This window comes from Ferruginibacter profundus, from assembly GCF_054783275.1.
On sequence record NZ_BAAGQW010000002.1, the window covers coordinates 1,045,328 to 1,065,450 of the forward strand.

Genomic DNA, 20,123 nt, shown 5'->3' on the forward strand with positions numbered 1-20,123 from the left:
AATGCTCAGCTCTCAATGTTAAATAGAAACGAACAGTATTATTCTTTGTAATTTACGCTGAGTAATACAATCAGAAAAGAGTTGCCTTACATTGAAAATTGTACATTGAGTATTGAACATTGAACATTTTTAAAGGCGCTTAATAATACCCATTAGATCTCAATGAATAAACTATTAAAACTTCTTTTCTTTACCTGCCTGTTTGCAGTTACGAAGTTGGGTGCTGTTGCACAGGACTCTTCTCATTTAAGAATTTCGTTACTCACCTGTACCCCGGGTGATGAATTGTATTCAACATTCGGGCACAGTGCATATAGAATTGTAGATAGCAGCAGATCATTCAATGATAATTTCAGGGATGTGGTGTATAACTACGGCACGTTTAATTTTGATGATGATGGCTTTTATTTAAAATTCGTAAGAGGAAAATTATTGTATTATGTTTCTGCTGAAAGTTTCATTGATTTCCGGGACACTTACCAATCTACCAACAGGGGCATTACCGAGCAGGTGCTGGATTTAACTGCAACAGAAAAAACTACCATTCAATATTTTTTAAATAATAATTTACGGGAAGAAAACCGCTATTATAAATACGACTTTTTCTTTGATAATTGCACTACAAGACTGAGAGATATCCTCAAAAAAAATCACGACTCTGCCTTTACTGTCAAACCGGTAATGCCTTTGGGCACTACTTTCAGGCAGGCCATTTATCAATACCTGGATAAAAATGATAAGCAATGGAGCAAATTGGGTATTGATATTTTACTGGGCCAGCCTTGCGACAGAATAATGACGGCAGAGCAAATGCAGTTTTTACCCGACAACCTGATGAAAAGTTTAGATAGTGCCAGTCACCCTTTAGTTCTTTCGCATCAGAATTTATATACCATCAATACAACACCGGGCTCAACATCACTATTCAATCCTTTAGTAGTATTTAGTTTGCTACTGGTAATAATTGCATTGATCAGTTTATCAAAAAACAAATTTGCGCAAAAATTCATGCAGGGTTTTGACGGGCTTTTGTTCTTTTTTACAGGGCTGTTGGGCATTATTTTAATTTTTATGTGGTTTGGTACCGATCACAGCATGACAAAAAATAATTTTAATTTATTGTGGGCATGGCCTACACATATCTTCATTGCATTTTTTGTAAACAGCAAAAAAGACTGGGTAAAAAAATATTTTGCCGTTACTTCAGTTGCATTGGTAATAGTACTGCTGGCCTGGTTCTTTTTAAAACAACATTTAAATGTGTCGTTGATTCCCTTTGTATTATTATTGATTTACCGCAGCGCTACAAAAGTTTTTTTTGAAAGCAATTAATATGTTGCTGAAAAATATTGCATATCAAAACACTACTATTTTTTACCGCATCACCGGCACAGGTAAGCCGCTGGTACTGGTACATGGCTTTGGCGAAGATGGAGATATATGGGAAAAACAAATTGATTTTTTAAAAAACTATTTCACCCTCATTATACCCGATTTACCAGGCTCCGGCAAATCGGATCTGATTGCTGATATGAGCATTGAAGGAATGGCTGATGCAATAAAAGAAATCATTGCACCTGAACTTCACGCTTATTCTGCAGTGAGCATTATCGGGCACAGTATGGGCGGCTATATCGCTTTAGCTATTGCCGAAAAATATCCGCAATTATTAAATTGTTTAGGCTTATTCCACTCCTCTGCCTTTGCAGATAGTGAAGAAAAAAAAGCTGCCCGTTTAAAATCCATTGGCTTTATAGAAAACAATGGGGCTTACGAATTTTTAAAAACAGCCATCCCCGGCTTGTTTTTTCAGGGGCAGGACAACTCAAATCCTTCGTCCCCCTATATTGAAGAACTCGTAGAAAAATCAAGGCACTTCACCCCGGGGGCCTTAATTAAATACTACCAGGCCATGATTGCCCGGCCGGATAGAACTGCCATTCTTAAAAACTTTTTACATCCGATCTTGTTTATAATCGGAGAACACGACCAGGCAGTGCCATTTGCACAGGGTTTACAGCAATCTTATTTACCCGATCTATCGTACGTATACATATTACGCAATAGCGCACATATGGGTATGTGGGAAGAAGCTGACAAGGCCAATGCTGCATTGCTGGAATTTTTACAAGGGCAACCAGAATAAATTTTATATCGTTTAAAGTACAGGAACCATTACTGGCAGCAACCAGCTGCATAGTTATTTGGCCTGCCTTTACAATAATTCAGTGTTAATGAGAAAGCTTTTTACTTCATTGCTTTTTATTGTGATGGCTTATACGGCAATGGCCGAACATACCAAGGGCGGATGGATGTATTATACTTATTTAGGCCCGGGCAGCAGCCCCAATAGTGCCCGCTACAGAATTACCCTTAAGATATACACCAAATGTGTTTTAGATAACCCGGCGCAATATTGCCCTACTGTGGTCATCAGCATTTTTAGTGCGGCCAGCAATTCGCTGCTGGAGCGGCAGGTGATCGGCTCTCCCGATTCGGTAAATATGCGTAATTGCCCTACTGCCGAATGCCACCCTTGCGTAAGCCCTTTGCCGGCGCCCATTTGCTACAAAATAACTACCTACGAGTTTATCAAAGAATTGCCCATTACGGCTTATGGCTACACCATTTCTTACCAGCGCTGCTGCCGCATTTCGGGTATAATCAATCTTAAGCAACCCACGTTTGTTGTGGGAGATACCTGGACGGTGAATATTCCAGGCAATGCTGCCAGCCCATTATGCCCCACCAATTCAAGCGCCCGTTTTCCCCAGAATGATACCGCCATTATTTGCAGGGGCAATTATTTTACTTACAATTTCGGAGCGATCGATCTTAATAATGATTCTTTAAGCTACGCATTTACCAATGCCTATGCCGGCACGCCCGATGGCGGCACCGGTGGTAGCTGTGCTAACGAGGTATCACTTCCGCCACCTTATAATTCAGCAGAATACCAGGCGCCATATACAGGCAGTGAGCCATTGGGAAAAACCGTAAAGATCAATCCCTATACCGGCATGGTAAGCGGTATTGCACCGGATGCATCAGGAGTATATGTACTGACTGTTACGGTGACCGAATTTATTAAAGGCACTACCATTAAAAGAGGCGAAGTAAGAAAATCACTGCATATTGAAGTGGCCGACTGCGTTTCTTCCAAAGCATTACTGGAACCGGAGTATTACAGCTGCGACGATTTTGACATGAGCTTCAGCAATGGTATTACGGGTAATATCATACAAAGTTTTTACTGGGAATTTGGTGACCCTGCCAGCGGGGTAAATAATACTTCTGATCTGCAGTTTCCCTCGCATACCTATAGCGGCCCGGGAGATTATGTATTGAAATTAGTGGTCAACAGGGGGCTTTCCTGTTCCGATTCCACTACATCTATCGTGAAAGTGTACCCTGTTTTTAAACCCGATTTTAAACTGGAAAACAAATGCGCCAATGCACCTGTACAATTTACCGACCTCACTACTTCCACCTATGGTAATGTAAATTTCTGGTATTGGAATTTTGGCGATTTTAATGCTGCTACCGGCAATAATATTTCTTCGCAACAAAATCCCACGCATGTGTACAGCGCTGCCAACAGTTATGATATTCGTTTTATTGTTGCCAATAATAAAGGTTGCACTGATACCGTACTGAAAACAATCCTCATCACCAGCGGTCCGTCTTTAAGCCTTACCCATGATACTTTGATGTGTACCATTGATACCGTACAACTGAATGCTATTGGCACAGGCACTTTTTCATGGTCGCCCAATTATAATATCAGCAGTGTAAACAGCAGCAGCCCGTTAGTGAGTCCTGATGTAACTACTACTTATCGTGTAACCCTTACTGATGATATAGGTTGCATTGCAAAAGATTCTGTAAAGGTAAATGTGGTGAGCCAGGTATCGCAGCTGGCGCCCAATGATACCACCATCTGCACAACTGATGACATAGTTTTACATTTAGTCAGTGATGCCCTTACCTATCAATGGACGGAAAGTCCGGCTGGCAATACGCTCAGTAATCCAAATATAAAAAATCCCATTGCTACCCCTGTTACCAATACCACATACAATGTAGTGGGCAGTATTGGTAAATGTATTGCACAAAGCAGCATTACTATAAAAGCAGTGCCCTACCCGGCAGCTAATGCCGGTGCCGACCAAACTATTTGCCTTGGCAATTCAACGCAACTTTTTGCCAGCGGCGGCAGTTCCTATTCCTGGAGCCCGGCCGCATACTTAAATAACCGGCTGATTGCTGATCCCACTGTTACAAACCCTACTGCCAATACAAAATACGTGGTATCCATAACTGATACCCTGGGTTGCCCCAAGCCCGGCAGAGACACTGTAATTGTTTTTGTGGCCAAAATAAAAGCTGATGCCGGCCCTTCTGATACTTCGGTAGTGCTGGACCAGCCCCTGGTATTAAACGCCTCCGGTAGTACGCATTATTTGTGGAGCCCGGCGCAATGGCTCAGCAACCCCGGCATTGCCAACCCTGTTGCTTTGCCGCAAAGCGATATCCGCTACATTGTAAAAGTGAGTAACGATGCCGGCTGCTTTGATTACGACAGTATTACGGTACACCTTTTTAAACTGGATGCCGGCATTTATGTGCCCAATGCCTTTACCCCCAATGGTGATGGCAACAACGATTATTTTCACCCGATATTGATTGGCATGCGCTCACTGGACCTGTTTAAAGTATTTAACCGCTGGGGACAACTGGTATACAGCAGCACCGGTGCCCCGGGCTGGGACGGCAGCCTGGGAGGTAAAAAACAGGAAACTTCTACGTATGTGTGGTATGCCGAGGGTACAGATTATAAGAATAATAAAATAAAGAAGAAGGGATATGTAATGTTGTTACGGTAATAATAATGTTGTTTTAACGTTTTAAAACGCTGTCTTTACTGAAAAGACAGCGTTTTGCATTATTTTTAGGTCTGATATACTATAGAGTTGTGTATGAAGAAATACTTACTTATAACAATACTTTCATTTTCTGCTTTTACTGTTTTTGCTACACATATAATTGGTGGCGAAATGCGGTATGAATATATCGGACCTGGTTCGTCACCAAATTCCAAACAATATCGAATAAGGTTATTACTTTTAAAAGGAGATGCAGGGGGGGCTGATTTAATAAATCAATATGTAGTTGGTGTATTCAATAATGATAATGGCCAAAAAATTCCAGGTTCTGCCAATAATAGTAATTGGCTTGCAATTGAAGATTTCTCAGGGAAATTGCCCGTGCCCATTACCGTATCTCCGTGTATTACCGGTGACACCACTTTACTTTACACTTATAAGACTTATTCTTTCACAATTGAGCTGCCTAATAATAATTTAGGTTACACTGTTGCCTTTCAAACTTTTAGTCGCCAGAATTCATTTAACATAGTTACTAATCAGGGTGCAACATATAGCTGTGTTGTTCCGGGGTTAAGTACATTGCCATCACCACTAACAGATAATTGCCCCAAATATAAATTACCCATTTCGGTGATTTGTGCAAATTCGCCATTCAACCTTGATTTTAGTGCCACTGATGCAGATGGAGATTCTTTAGTTTATACTTTCTGTAATGCCTATAATGGAGGAGCTGCTGATGCAGGAGATTTTCAGAACCCGGTTGGCCCGCCATATGGCTCAGTAAATTATGTACCCCCATATACGGGAAGTTCTCCAATGGGGTCGCAGGTAACAATCAATTCACGAACCGGTATCATTTCCGGTATAGCCCCGTCATCGGGTAAATACGTTTTGTGCGTTTGTGTATCTGAGTATAAAAACAAGCAATATATCGGCACTCATAGAAAAGATTTAATTGTGGCAGTAAACACTTGTACACCACTTGCTGCGAACCCGACCTTTGCTCCTATTAATTGCGAAAGTCTTACTGTTACTTTCACAGAAGCCAGTTCAGGTAATCCGAGTATTTATTCCTGGGATTTTGGCGACCCTGCTAGTGGTGCTGCAAACACATCTAACGCTCAGACCCCAACACATACTTTTACCGCAGCCGGCATTTACAACGTTAAATTATCTATAACTGGTTCTGCTAATTGCGTTGATTCTGTAACAAAACAATTAAAACTCTTCCCGGGTTTTAATCCGGATTTTACAGTAACCGGTCAATGCAAAAACACACCTATTCAATTTAATGACATTAGCACTGCTACATATGGCACCATAAACAATTGGAGTTGGAATTTTGGGGAAATTGGTTCAGCGACCAACACATCTACAATAAAAAACCCGACACATACTTATGTAAGCTCTAATAGTTATAATGTTCAACTAATTGTATCTTCCAGCGTAGGCTGCATAGATACAGTTCTTAAAACAATTTTAATTACTGACAAACCTGCGCTTGCTGTACCCAACGACACCTTAATCTGTATAGTTGATACTTTACAACTCAACGCAATCGGCACCGGTTCTTTTGTATGGAATCCCAATTACAATATCAGCAATATCAATATCAGTAATCCATTGGTTAGTCCGGATGTTACCACCACTTATCATGTAACCCTTACCGATCCTTATGGTTGTGTGGGTTCCGATTCGGTTAAAGTAAGTGTGGTAAGCCAGGTTACCCAGTTTGCGCCCAATGATACCACTATTTGCAAAACAGATGGCGTGGTGCTCAACCTGCTTAGTGATGCCCTCTATTACCAGTGGACGGAATTTCCGGCAGGCAATACCTTAAATAATCCTAACATAAAAAATCCAACGGCTACGCCGCTAAACAATACCACTTATTCTGTAGTGGGCAGTATTGGTAAATGTGTAGCGCAAAGTACTATCAGGGTAAAAGTAGTGCCTTACCCCGATGCCGATGCCGGTGCTGATCAGACCATTTGCTTTGGTAAATCGGCGCAGCTGAGTGCCAGCGGTGGAAGCTCCTATTCGTGGACGCCGGCAGCATTTTTAAATAACCGGTTAATTTATAATCCCGTTTCTGTTAACCCGACAGCCAATATAAAATACATAGTAACGGTTACAGATACACTGGGTTGCCCCAAACCTGTGAGAGATACAGTGGTGGTATTTGTTGCAAAAATAAAAGCCGATGCAGGGCCGAGAGATACATCTGTAGTATTGAACCAGCCTTTGTTATTGCAGGCTACCGGCAGCACTCATTATTTATGGAGCCCGGCGCAATGGCTTACCAATATTGGTATTTCCAACCCGGTAAGTTTGCCACAGGCAGATATTGAATACATTGTAAAAGTGAGCAACGATGCCGGTTGTTTTGATTACGATAGCATCAGGGTACATTTATTTAAACTGGATGCCGGTATTTATGTACCCAGTGGCTTTACGCCCAATGGCGATGGCAGTAACGATTATTTCCGACCCATTATTATTGGTATGAAATCTTTAGACCTCTTCCGTGTATACAACCGCTGGGGCCAATTAATGTACAGTGGCAGCGATGCCCAAAAAGGCTGGGATGGCACTTACGGCGGCAAGGGACAAGATCCCGCCACGTATGTATGGTACGCCGAAGGCACCGACTATAAGGGTACAAAAATTAAGAAGAAAGGTTACGTGGTGTTGATACGGTAACCCAAAATGTTTATAGTTTACAACGCTGTCTCCTTTGAAAAGACAGCGTTTTTTGTTAGTTTTAACGCCTACCAGATACGCCAGGTACTTTTATGAAGAAGATTCTACTTGTTTGTTTTTTTACTTTTTCACTACTAAGTGTTTTTGCAACACATCTTATTGGTGGTGAAATGCGTTACGAATATATAGGGCCAGGCAGTTCTCCTAATTCGAAACAATACAGAATAAAACTTTTACTTTTAAGAGGTCCTACAGGAGCAACTTTCATTTCTCAATATATTGTTGGTGTTTTTAATAATGATAATGGTTCTAAGGTATTAGGTCCGGCTGCAAATAGTAATTGGGCAGCTGTAGAAGATTTCTCCGGAGCTTTAAATGTTCCAATAATAGTTTCGCCATGTATTCAACCGCCGCCGCAACTAGATTACACTTATAAAACATATTCTTTTATCATTGAATTAACTGATAACAATACTGGTTATACTGTTGCTTTTCAAACCTACAGCAGACAAAATTCAAATAACGTTAATCCAAATCAAGGTGCAAACTATGGTTGTACCATTCCTGGTTTAAACGTTTTACCAAGACCACAAATCGATAATTCTCCAGCATATAAATTACCAATCTCAGCAATTTGCGAAAATTCACCATTTACATTAGATTTTAGCGCAACAGATCCTGACGCCGGTGATTCATTAGTTTATAATTTTTGCGATGCCTTTAATGGAGGGCCGGCCACTTTGGCTGATTTTCAAGACCCTGTGGCTCCGCCATATGGAGCAGTTACATACATTGCACCTTATACTTCTTCTAGTCCAATGGGTAGCCAGGTTACTATAAATTCAAGTACCGGGATTATATCTGGTATAGCACCCGGAGTAGGTAAATATGTTATTTGTGTTTGTGCATCTGTTTATCGAGATGGCGTTTTAATAACCGTACATAGAAAAGATTTGATTGTTGAAGTATCGGGTTGCGTTCCACTAACTGCAATCCCTAACTTTAACCCCATTACCTGCGATGGTTTTACAGTAACTTTTCATGAAGCCAGTTCAGGTAACCCAACAACATTTTTCTGGAATTTTGGTGACCCTGCCAGTGGTACTGCAGATACTTCCACTTTGCAGGTACCCACACACACTTTTACTACCGCAGGCATTTTTAATATCAAACTAAGAGTTTCCATTGCCGGCCAATGCACCGATTCCATCATAAAACCATTAAGTGTATTCCCCGGTTTTGTTCCGGGCTTTAAAGCTTCGCCAATACTTTGTGTGGGGCAACCCATTCAATTTAACGACACTTCCAAAACCACTTATGGCACGGTAAACAGCTGGCGATGGGATTTTGGAGACCTTACCACACTGGCGGATACCAGTATTTTCCCCAATCCAACTTATACTTATCCACCACCAGGCGCTACTTATAATGTAAAACTGGTGGTTACCAACAGTAAGGGCTGTATTGATTCCATCACCAGGCCAATAACCATCTCCGATCTTCCCATAGTTGATGTTTTTCCTGCCGATACCATTTACTGCGGACTGGATTCTATTCAACTAACGGGAACAGGTACGGGTAGTTTTAACTGGCTGCCCAACACCAATATTATCGGGGCCAATACGGCAACACCAACCGTATTTCCCTCCAGTACCACAACATATTATGCCACACTTACCAATTTAGCCGGTTGCAGCAGCAAAGATTCGGTAACGGTCACGCCCAAATTCGATCTTACCAATGCCTTTACCGGCCCCAGCCCCATTTGCGAAGAAGACACCATAACCTTAACGGGTACCAGTAATTATGCCCCCAATGTAAGCTGGCAATGGAGCCCGGTGGCAACGGTAGCATCTCCCACAAACGGAACAACAAGAGTTTTTCCTGCATCAACCACCAATTATATTCTTGCCACTACCTGGGGCAAAAATTGTGTGGCCACTGCCAGTAAAATAATTACCGTAAAGCCTTTGGCGGTACCCAATGCAGGGCCAAGCCCGGTTATTTGTACCGGGCAGCAATCCACGCAATTAACAGCGAGTGGGGGCGACACGTATAGCTGGTCGCCTGCAACGGGTTTGAGCAATCCCAATATTGCCAATCCTGTGGCATCTCCGGGTGTTACTACTATTTACACGGTAACAGTTGGCGTTAACGGTTGCCCCAAAACCAGGAACGACAGTTTAATTGTAACCGTTCAACCTTCGCCGCCACTTACAGTATTGAACGATACGCTGATCTGCAATACCGATACTTTGCAACTCACTACTACGGGTATTGGCAATTATACCTGGAGCCCCAATTATATGATCAGCAGCACCACAGTGCCCAGTCCGCTGGTAAGCCCGGATGTGCCCACAAAATATTTTGTACGGTTAACAGATGCTTTCGGCTGCCATAGCGATGATACTGTTTTTGTGGATGTAAAAGATCATGTAACACTTTTTGCAGGCAATGATACCACCATTTGCCAGACCGATGGTTTTTTACTCACAACGCAAAGTGATGCCCTGCACTATAAATGGAGTCCCGCAACTTATTTAAATTTTGATACGTTAAAACGTCCTTTTACTTTACCTCTTACTACCATTACCTATCATGTGGTAGCCAATATCGGCAAATGCCAGAGCCAGGATGATGTAACCATAAAAGTGGTGCCTTACCCTGCTGCCAATGCAGGGCCGGATGCTTCAATATGCCCAGGCTTTTCTGCACAGCTGATTGCTTCAGGCGGCAGCAGTTATTTATGGACGCCGGCTACTTTTTTAAACAACCGCAATATTGCCAATCCACGTTCCATAAATCCAGCTGCTTCTATACGCTATATTGTAGCGGTTACGGATACACTGGGTTGTCCTAAACCTGTAAGAGATACAGTTTGGGTAAATGTGTATCCCAAAGTAATTGCCAATGCCGGGCCAAGAGATACCAGCGTGGTATTGGGCGAACCTTTAGCTTTAAATGCTGCCGGCGGTGTTACGTATTTGTGGAGCCCTGTCACCTGGCTGAATAACCCTGCCATACGAAATCCCGTTTCTCTGCCACAAAGCGATATTTTATATGTGGTTACCGCAACATCGGCTGGTGGTTGCATTGGCACCGATAGTATACTGGTGCATGTGTTTAAAGTAGATCCCGATATGTATGTGCCTACTGCATTTACGCCTAATGGTGATGGTAACAATGATATCTTAAGGCCCATTTTACTGGGCATGAAAGAGCTGCGCTATTTCAGGGTATATAACAGATTTGGTAACCTGGTGTACAGCACTACCGAAATAGGGAAGGGATGGGATGGCATTTATGGTGGTAAGGGTCAAGACCCTGCAACATTTGTATGGATGGCAGAAGGGGTAACTTACAAAGGAGAAGTGAAGAAGAAGAAAGGGTATGCTGTGCTGATAAGGCAGTAAGAAATGGCCCACAGATGCCGCGGAATACGCAGCCGAAATGAAATGTTCAATGTTCAACATACAATACTCAATGTTCAATAAAAACGCACTTGCGTTATGTTAGACAAATTCAACCTTAAACACTACTTTTTTATTAACCCGTTGCTGCGTAATTTGCAAGCATGAATAATATCGTATTAATTACCGGTGCCACATCCGGCATAGGAAAAGCCTGCGCTGAAAAGTTTGCGGCTGCCAGGCATGATCTTATTATTACCGGAAGAAGGAAAGACAGGCTTGAAACCTTAAAAGCTGAACTGGAATCTGCTTACCAGGTTTCGGTATTACCGCTTTGCTTTGATGTGCAGGATAAAGCGGCTGTATTTGCAGCTATCAGTAATTTGCCTGCAGCATGGCAAACTATTTCTATACTGATTAATAATGCCGGGCTTGCGCTGGGCAGGGATAGTTTTGAAGATGCCGATATGAACGATTGGGAAACCATGCTGAATACCAATGTGCATGGCTTGTTGTATGTTACCAGGGCCGTATTGCCTTTTATGATCGCTCAAAAAAAAGGGCATATTGTGAATATGGGTTCTGTTGCAGGTAAAGAAGTGTATGAAAAAGGCAATGGCTATTGCGCCAGCAAGTTTGCGGTAGATGCCTTAAACAGGGCCATGCGTATCGATCTTTTAAAACATAATATTAAAGTAACCGGTATTCATCCGGGTGCTGTGGAAACTGAATTTTCTTTAGTACGATATAAAGGAGATGCTTCTACCGCAGCAGCTACCTACAACGGCATTACCCCGCTTACAGGTGCAGATATTGCCGAAACCATATTTTACTGTTGCCACCTGCCGGCTCATGTGTGTATCAATGATTTAGTAATCACTCCCACGCAACAGGCCGATGCCTTTTACTTCAATAGAAATCAATAGATTAGCTGTTAAAATATATTTATAAAAAGGATATATTTTATTTAACTTCCGTGGCACAATATTGGCTTTATAATTAGCGTTCATGAGGCAACTGAACTCGGTTCAATAAAAAAATTATGAAAACCGGGGCAGAAGTTGTAAATTGTATTATCCTATTACTTAAGCGAAAGACCAATGAAACGCCTTATAACCTTATCCACCATTATTTTTTCCATTTTTTTAACCGCTTCGCAAGCCGATGCCCAGGATGTGATACGCCAGCAACCATGCTCCAGTCCGGCTATTGCCCACCAGGCCGATAGCGTTAAACAGGAATTGGCAAAGCAAGGTTTTATTGTAGTTAAAGAGGCATCCATGGAAATGGAAAGTGAATACGAAATGCCGGTAATTGTTCCGCTTACAGAAGGCAGTTGGTACCAGTTTGTATTTATAGGAGATATTACCTCTAAATTATACGAAGTAAGAATGTTTGACTGGAACGAAAAGCAGGTGGTATACCAGAAAAAGATGTGGGGCGATGTGGATGGTAATGTGATCAGTTATTCTTACATACCTAAATTTTCTGAATACCATATGATGAAGCCTGTTCAGGTAAATAAAAAGAAGAAGAATTTATGCGGCTACGTAATGCTGCTGAAAAAAGTTAAGTAAGTTGTTTTTTGCTTGGTTATAATTTAAAAGAGTCCTGTATAATGCGGGACTCTTTTGTATTCAGGGGATGTGGCCCGCAGAAGGCGCAGAAAGGTTTATAATTTACAATAGCTGCACTTCGTGTTACTGCCTTAAATTTTTAGCCAATCAAATTGGATTGAATTAGCATGCGGAGTGATAGAGAGCACAGAGGTAATAATTATTAATTCCTTACTTCTGCGAAATCTGTGGGCTAATTAAAAAGTCCCCACCAAAAATGATGAGGACTAAAAATATTCATTTGAAATATTATTGCCTATTGCGCTAACGACACGTTCACCTGCACCCCTGCCCTTGTGTTGGTAATAGGCGCACTGGAAGAAATGTAAGGAATTACCCTGCGCTGCTCAAAGTAGAACTTGATCTGTACCCTGTTGCTCAGGTAATAATCAACCGTTGGATTAATGGTGATCTCTTTACTACCACCGGTTGCAAAATTATTATCCTGGTCTAAGCGGCTGTTAGCAGTTACGTTGTCTCTTATCTTAAAGTCTAAACGGAAATTGATCTCATTTTCCAGTTTGGTTTTGCTGGCATTGGGCTTTTTACTTTGCAGGAATTTAGGCAGGGTTAAACCTCCTAATAATTTCATGCCTCTTTTCCTGTAGCCGGCCCCTATACTAAATTCTGAACTGCGTACTTCACTTAATTGAAAATCGATAAGGCTTAAACTCAACTGCCTTGATTTGGCATATTCAAATTTAAACTGCATCTGGTTCGTGAACATCATATCCACGCCTAGTAGCGGTGCAAATTGCTCGCCGATTGAAATATTAGGCACTAAGAAATAAGGAATAAAGTTTTTAGATAAGGTATCGTAAAAAGACGGGTACCCATATCTTGAAACATCCTGGTACAGTAATGCCGAAGTAAATCCATTCATGCTCAGGTTACCAATGTAGCCATGTGATAAAGAGAAGTTGGTAAATATTTTTTCCAATCCTTTCACCCTGCTCAATCCGTTATAATCCACTTTCCAATTGGGCTTTGGCAAAATTGCCCTGAAAGGATTAGACCTGATATTAGGATTGCTTTGTTTGATCAACGCTACGGAGTTAGGATCTTTACCCGTGTATGCCGCAATGAATGCGGGCACCAACACGTCAACTGCATATCTTCCGTAACCATAGTAATAACCATCGGCACCGGTACCTTGTGCTTTACTGTAAGGATTGGCATTACCCAAACGTTGTGATAATATTAAACGGTAATCCTGGAATTTCCTGAAGGTTTCAGAAACCCTGTTAGGATCGAATTTGCCGAATAAGGTTTTGTAAGAGATATAGCTGATATCAAAACCTCCCCCTGCATAAGGGTTGAGGTGACCGAATTTATAATTGGTACCACCGCTCGTGTCTGCGTAGCGGAACGTTTCTGAATAATTTTTATTGAAGGTCTTTTTCAGATTCACAGAAATGGTCAGGTCTTTTACCGGTTCTACCTGTGCTGTAAGCGTAATGGTCTGGTTAAAGTTTTGCGTAAACAAGGAGTTGAAAGTAGTGTCTTTTGTTATCAATCCTTTTTGTGCGGCATTATTCAGCCACGTAGTATCTGGTTGACGCCCTAATATAAAGTCTACTCCGGGTGCCATGCTCTTCCAGTTCTGCCCCAAATATTTAGTGCTGTCTGCATAACCCGGCAAACGGGTGTTGGCATTTTCAGAAATGGTAGCGCCTACCTGTTTAATGCTGGTTAATAATTTACCGAATACTTTTTCTACACCGCCAACATAAGGCACTGCAGTTCTGTCAATTATTTTACGTGTTTTAATAACTTTTTTGCCGCTTTTTAAAGTCACGGTGTCTTTTACTTTTTGTATCCTGTTCCTCCATTTTTCCCTGTCATCTTTATTAGATGGTTGCTCCAGCTGGCGTAACCATTTAGACTTTTGATACAAACGGGTAAAATCTAATTGAGCCGTTCCTTCTCTTTGCTGGCCATTTTCTATAATGTTACCCAGGTTTACAGCCAGGCGTGATGCACCGATCCATCCGTAAGTAGCCTGGTAACTAACGTTAACGGTTGTCCAGTCCAGTAAAGGAAATTTGGCCGTAGGTAAAGTATAGGTAAAATTAGCTGTGTGCCTGTACAAAGTATTTCTACCACCCTTCATAAAGTTTTTCCAAACACTGTCTTTCTTTTGTTTGTTATCCAACCTTCCTGCAGGTTCGTCAATTCTTGAATTGTTGGTAGCTGTAAGATCGAAATTCAGTGACCGGGTAAAGTTCCAGCGCAAAATATAATCTCTCTGGAAGATAAAATACTTGTCGTAGGTTTCGGGGATAGCGTATTTTGATGCACCCACGCTTCTTGGTCTTATAGCACCAAACTGGCGGTTGATATCTGCCCTGAAACTTAAGGTAGAAGGAATAAGGTTCACATTAAAATCCTTCACCAGGTCGAACCAATGTGTTTTTGTTTTTTTAAATATCCTTTTAAATGGCTCTATATATTTCGGCTGCGGATTAAACAGGTAACCGATGCCACCATGATGTTTGGTTACCTCATCACTTTCTATTAAAGGATTATGCCTTTTAGTATTGAGGTAGGAATAGCTAACATCAATATTGGAGATATCGTAAATTTTAGGCTTTTTGTTACCCGTCCTGTTTTTACGTACGTTGGTAAAATTGACTGTAGTGGTAGAAGTGAAATCTATCGCATCATTTCTTATCGAGTCTCTTGTTGCTTTATCCTTAGCTGCTTTTAATTTGTCGTTCAGCTTAATATCCATGTCATACGGATCATACTGTGGTTTACTTACAGACTGCGAATAGCTGGCAAAAACCGGGATAGATACCGCAGCTTTCTTAGGTAATAGTTTACCCAGTTCCAATGTGGTTGATACATCAAACTGCGAAAAATTATCCCTGTACCTTTCATTTACCCTTTGCTCCAAAGTACCAAAACCAGCGGTATGTATATTACCTGATAAAGATAATGTACCAAGGTCTGCAAGATTCATATCCACCCTTCCCAATGCTGCGTAGCCACCACTTTCATCAAGTGATATTAAACGCAATTCGTTTACCCACATTTCGCCGCAGGCACCTGCTGACTGATTAGAGTTTTCCACGCTGATCAAAAGGCCTCTTACTTCTGCAAGGTTAGGGCTGCCGATTACCGCGTATTCCTGACCGTTAGCCTGTGTTTTGCGGTATATTTTTGTTATCAATGCAGCAGGATCTGCGTTACGGTTTTGTTTTAATTTTATCAGGTCCTGCAGGTTAACATCCAGGGAATTTGACCCCAGCCATAAAGTATCGTTATAAGCATTAGAGTTGGGATCCATGCTTGCAACATCCAGGCTGGTTAAATTCAATGGTATCCTTATCTGGTAGTAGTTGTTTACAAAATCTGTTCCTATACGAATAACTGCAGTAAGGTCTTTATCATTTAATGTGGTAAGCTTGTTCTTTTTTTCTGCATGTATGTACATGGCTATTTTCTTATACTGCCGCAGATCCTTATTGGGGAAGGTTTGAAAAACACCCCTGGCATCGTCTTTAACCAAATTACAAAACTGCAGGCTCATACTTTGTTCATTCTGCAACAGGTTTACACCATTGCTGCTTAATGTTTGCTGGCGTTCAATTTCTCTTGGCGTACGGTAAGGCAGTGGCAAACGTTTATCGTTTTCTTCAATATTAACAGCACCTACTGTAAATACTGTACCAGGATTAGGTACCGGCGCATACTGGCCCGAATTATCGATCTTGTTATTAAAATTACGCCAGGTATTTCTTGTTAACTGCAATTCACCAAAACGCAATGTAACGCTATCATCAAAATCTGTAAGGAACATCCTCACAAAGCGTATAGATTTAAAATCGGGGATATTACCTACTTTTTTGTTGTACTCGTCTAACGGTATACGGAACTGGTACCAGGTTTCATTCCTGCTTTTACCTGTTGCAAGGCTTACGCTCACTACTTTTTTATCTACAATAAAATTGCTCCCCACATTCATCTGGTTGGCGGGCTTAATATCAACTATATATTGAAAATACTCTTCGGTTTGATTGAGTGTATTATCCCGGTTCAGGTCTTCTGCATCGGGGTATAAAGTAGCGGCAGATGTAAATGTGCTGTTATTATCGGCGATAGGCGAATTACCCTGGGGACTATTGTAATTTTTATAACGCCCAAGGATACCTGTACCCTGCTGATCAAAATTATCGCCCCTGTAATTCTGGTAGTTATCGCTTGACGGATCTTTCAAGGCATCCAGATAAGCTTTTGACCCGGCGCCAAAACTGGTTCTTAACTGGTTAAGGTAAGCGCTGCGTTTATTTACTTCAGCTGTGTCATCCAATCCATCCAAACCAACGTCCTGGTATACCCTGTCATCAGGATTGTTACTGAAAGCATTAGTTACCTGTATAGGATTACGTGGCACACGGCCCCAGTTGGTATTATCTACCGGTGCAGGTGCATTGGGTGTGCTTAGACCATTCTCATAAAATCTTTTACCATCTTTTAAAATATCTTCCGATACATTACCAAAGTTAAAATAGAGTTTACCACCTGTAGAAGCATCGGCAGCTGGCCTTTTTTCTGAATTGATATAAGGATCCTGCAACCAGAATTCCACAAACTCAATATTACTGGTTTCAAAATCGGTCTGATCAAGGCTACGCATCAAACCACCCCAGCGTTGTTTGGGTTGTGTTAACTTACCATTTGCTGTAACGTTTACATCATCGTAGTTATAAGGCCCTTTATCGGTAGGGTAATAAGACAGATCAAAAGTTTGCAGAAAGCTTTCGCCAAAGCCGGTGGTACGCTGAGGGAAGATCTCTTTCTGATATACCTGGCGAACCCTCGGGTCACTTAATTCGATAGGATCACCACCCAATGGGTTATTACTTCCCCTGTACTGCTGTAAGGTTTGTTCAATCTGGTACCAGGCTATTTTACTCCTGTTTTTACCATAATCAATATTATCATTTAAGGCAGCTTCAGGGAATTTAGGATTACCTGAAGCATCTGTAGCTCCCTGCGGAGTAGAAGCCAATGTCCATATATTTTGCGGAAAACGCAGGTCGATACCGGATTTGCTGCTTTCAAAATCATCCAGGTAAGAAGTACCATTAGACCCTTTACCAATTTGCGGCGCATGGCCTGGCTTTAAAGCGGCACCTTCGGCAAATACATTTATTGAAGACGGTGCTGTGGTAGAGTAAAATGGCAGCTTATCCAGCAACTTGGTAATACGTGGAGTTTCTTTGCGGTAATTCACATCCAGGCCATACATGGTATTACGGATAGGATCTTCGCCAATATTGGTTTTATTGAAGAAGGGCCTTTCGCCCAGGCGCACTAATGTACCTCCAAAAGAAAGTTGTTCTTTAGCGGTATTTTTAGCATTATAATCAAATCTTAAGCCGGTGTAATTTCTTGTCTGCAACCCATAACCGGCGTTATTTTCATAATTCACCTGTACGGGTAAGCCTGCATTAATGATGGCGGTATTAATAATCTTTATAGTTCCCAGGTCGTAGTTAATATCATAGTCCACACCCTCCAGTAAGGTTCTTCCTCCTGCAGTTACAGTAACCGAACCACGGGGAATATTATAGCCAATGCTGATATCAGAAGAACCTGAAATTTTTGCCGATCCTTTTAATACAAAGCGGTTAAGGTTAGGGTACTGCTGTGCCACCGCTTTTATGGAATCATATAAAGCATAATACAAAGTATCTTTTATGGTAGCCGAATTGGGATTAGTATAAATGCCCTGCGCAAGGTCTCTCCCAAACGGTTCCAGCACCGGGAACATTACCCTGCTGAATTGCGGAAATACCGTGTATCCATCCACGTAATCAAATACACCATCGGGTTGTGGGTCGCCCTGGTTATTCAGCCGGTCTAAATTGATCAGTGAAATAATAGGGAAACCGGCATTTTTATTTCCAAAAGGCACATATCTTTTTAAACCCAGGCCCGGCTCCTGGTACAATACATCCAGTTTAAAATCTGTTGGTGTTAGTGTACCATAACCAATAGCATACACATTCTTCAGCATTAAATTCCATATCGGTAAGTTAGGGCGCTGCGAAGTGGCTTTAAGCAATTTTAAGAATAGTATTTTTTGAGTAGCTGATGCACTATCCGGAGGAAGATCCTGCGAAAATTCACCCACCTGGAAGATTTTTCCGGCATAGGAATATTGATAGGCCACTGCCAGTACTTCATCTGTTTGTAAAGGCTGGCTTAAAGAAATAAAACCCACCGAAGGGTGAAAAGTGTATTGGGTAGAATCTAATTTACGGGCATAGGTTTTTTCAAAATCCTGTACCGGTTGCAGGCCCAGGCTTATCAGGTTATTGTACACTGATGAGGGGTTACGATTGCTGGCATTAGAAATAATGCTTGAATACAAAGCATTTGAACCATTAGTAGGTATTCCTGGATTTACCAGGTTACCATCTTCGCCCAGGTTGGCTAAACCCACCACATCCCTTGTTTCTACAGTGGCGCCGGTTTTATTGGTTACCCAAACTTCCATCCTTAATATTTTGATGGGGGCAGTTACTGCAGGGATGGTAGACATTACTTTATTGTAATTGGCCCTGAAATATTGTGCTGCCAGGAAGTGGCGGTTTTCTTCGTATTCATCTGCTTTTACTTCAAATAACTGTGATGAAGTATTGCCTTGTAAATTGGCCGTTTGCCTTTGTGATTTTTGGTTAGCTAAAACAGCCGTAACAAAAAGTTTACCGAATTGTAATTGTGTTTTGATACCAAATAATTGCTGTGCACCCGGTATTAATGTGCTTCTGCTGGGGAAAGAAACAGAACCGAGTTCAAAACGTTTGATGATCTCATCATCCAGGCCGGTATAGTCTAATTTCAACTGGTTATCCTGCCCGAAATTGGCCAGGTTATTATAATTGATCGGGAATTTTAATTTACCACCGATATCAGCATTTACATTTAATTGTATCTGCTGGTCAAAATCGAAGCCGCCGTTTTTTCTTGCGGCTTCAGGTAAAGTAGGGTTTTTAATATTCTGGCCCTGGTACCCTGCAGTGATGCCCACATTACCTTGTGGGGTAATATTAATTTTGCCGTTACCAAATAAGCGGTTGAATAAATTGTCATAGATAGACAGCTTGGGTTTTATTTTACCCCGGTTAAGTATAGTGGTAGTGTTGGCTCTTTTTTGAAAATATTCTATTTCCATCTGCCTGCCACGCAGTTTCCAGTATTCTTCGGATGAATAAGTGGTGGGTGTGCGGTAATATTTATTACCCACTTTTTCATACACGGTATATCTTTTGGTCTTTGGATCGTATACTACAGAATCCCTCAGGTTAGATGGATTCCTGAGATCGAGTGTATTTTTTTTAGGGTCAGAAACGGGGTCTCCTCTCCTGTCGTGGATAGGATAATGTAATGAATCCTGAGCGGCAGCCTTATTTACAGCAAATAGTGCCCCCATTACTGACAGCACCCCACAGCAGATTATGTTCGGAAAAAATTTTCTTATAAGCAACATC

General features: G+C 41.5%; 8 protein-coding genes. 7 read left to right on the forward strand and 1 reads right to left on the reverse strand.

Annotated features, from left to right (window positions below; genetic code table 11):
* Window positions 1–162: 162 nt before the first annotated feature.
* The 7 genes from ACYVM0_RS14630 (at window position 163) to ACYVM0_RS14660 (ending at window position 12,579) form a co-directional block, all read left to right on the forward strand.
* Window positions 163–1,332 (forward strand): Lnb N-terminal periplasmic domain-containing protein, encoded by a 1,170-nt coding sequence (locus tag ACYVM0_RS14630; protein ID WP_460558073.1) that lies wholly within the window; start codon window positions 163–165, stop codon window positions 1,330–1,332.
* A complete protein-coding gene (locus ACYVM0_RS14635; RefSeq protein WP_460558074.1) occupies window positions 1,319–2,146 on the forward strand; it encodes an alpha/beta fold hydrolase in 828 nt (275 codons plus the stop codon). The genes ACYVM0_RS14630 and ACYVM0_RS14635 overlap by 14 nt, the downstream gene beginning before the upstream one ends.
* A gap of 88 nt (window positions 2,147–2,234) precedes the next feature.
* Complete coding sequence (locus ACYVM0_RS14640) at window positions 2,235–4,886, forward strand: PKD domain-containing protein (RefSeq protein ID WP_460558075.1); 2,652 nt, start codon at window positions 2,235–2,237, stop codon at window positions 4,884–4,886.
* Between the two features lie 93 nt (window positions 4,887–4,979).
* On the forward strand, window positions 4,980–7,592 hold the full coding sequence (locus ACYVM0_RS14645) for a PKD domain-containing protein (RefSeq protein WP_460558076.1): 2,613 nt from the start codon (window positions 4,980–4,982) through the stop codon (window positions 7,590–7,592).
* 92 nt (window positions 7,593–7,684) lie between these two features.
* Window positions 7,685–11,005 (forward strand): PKD domain-containing protein, encoded by a 3,321-nt coding sequence (locus ACYVM0_RS14650; RefSeq protein WP_460558077.1) that lies wholly within the window; start codon window positions 7,685–7,687, stop codon window positions 11,003–11,005.
* A gap of 161 nt (window positions 11,006–11,166) precedes the next feature.
* Window positions 11,167–11,928: a Rossmann-fold NAD(P)-binding domain-containing protein gene (locus tag ACYVM0_RS14655; RefSeq protein WP_460558078.1), complete on the forward strand. Its 762-nt coding sequence runs from the start codon at window positions 11,167–11,169 to the stop codon at window positions 11,926–11,928.
* A gap of 174 nt (window positions 11,929–12,102) precedes the next feature.
* Entirely contained in the window at window positions 12,103–12,579 is a 477-nt protein-coding gene (locus ACYVM0_RS14660; RefSeq protein ID WP_460558079.1) for a hypothetical protein, read from the forward strand.
* Between the two features lie 295 nt (window positions 12,580–12,874).
* On the opposite strand, the gene sov is transcribed toward ACYVM0_RS14660, so the two are convergent.
* Window positions 12,875–20,077: a T9SS outer membrane translocon Sov/SprA gene (gene sov, locus ACYVM0_RS14665; protein ID WP_460558080.1), complete on the reverse strand. Its 7,203-nt coding sequence runs from the start codon at window positions 20,075–20,077 to the stop codon at window positions 12,875–12,877.
* Window positions 20,078–20,123: the final 46 nt, after the last annotated feature.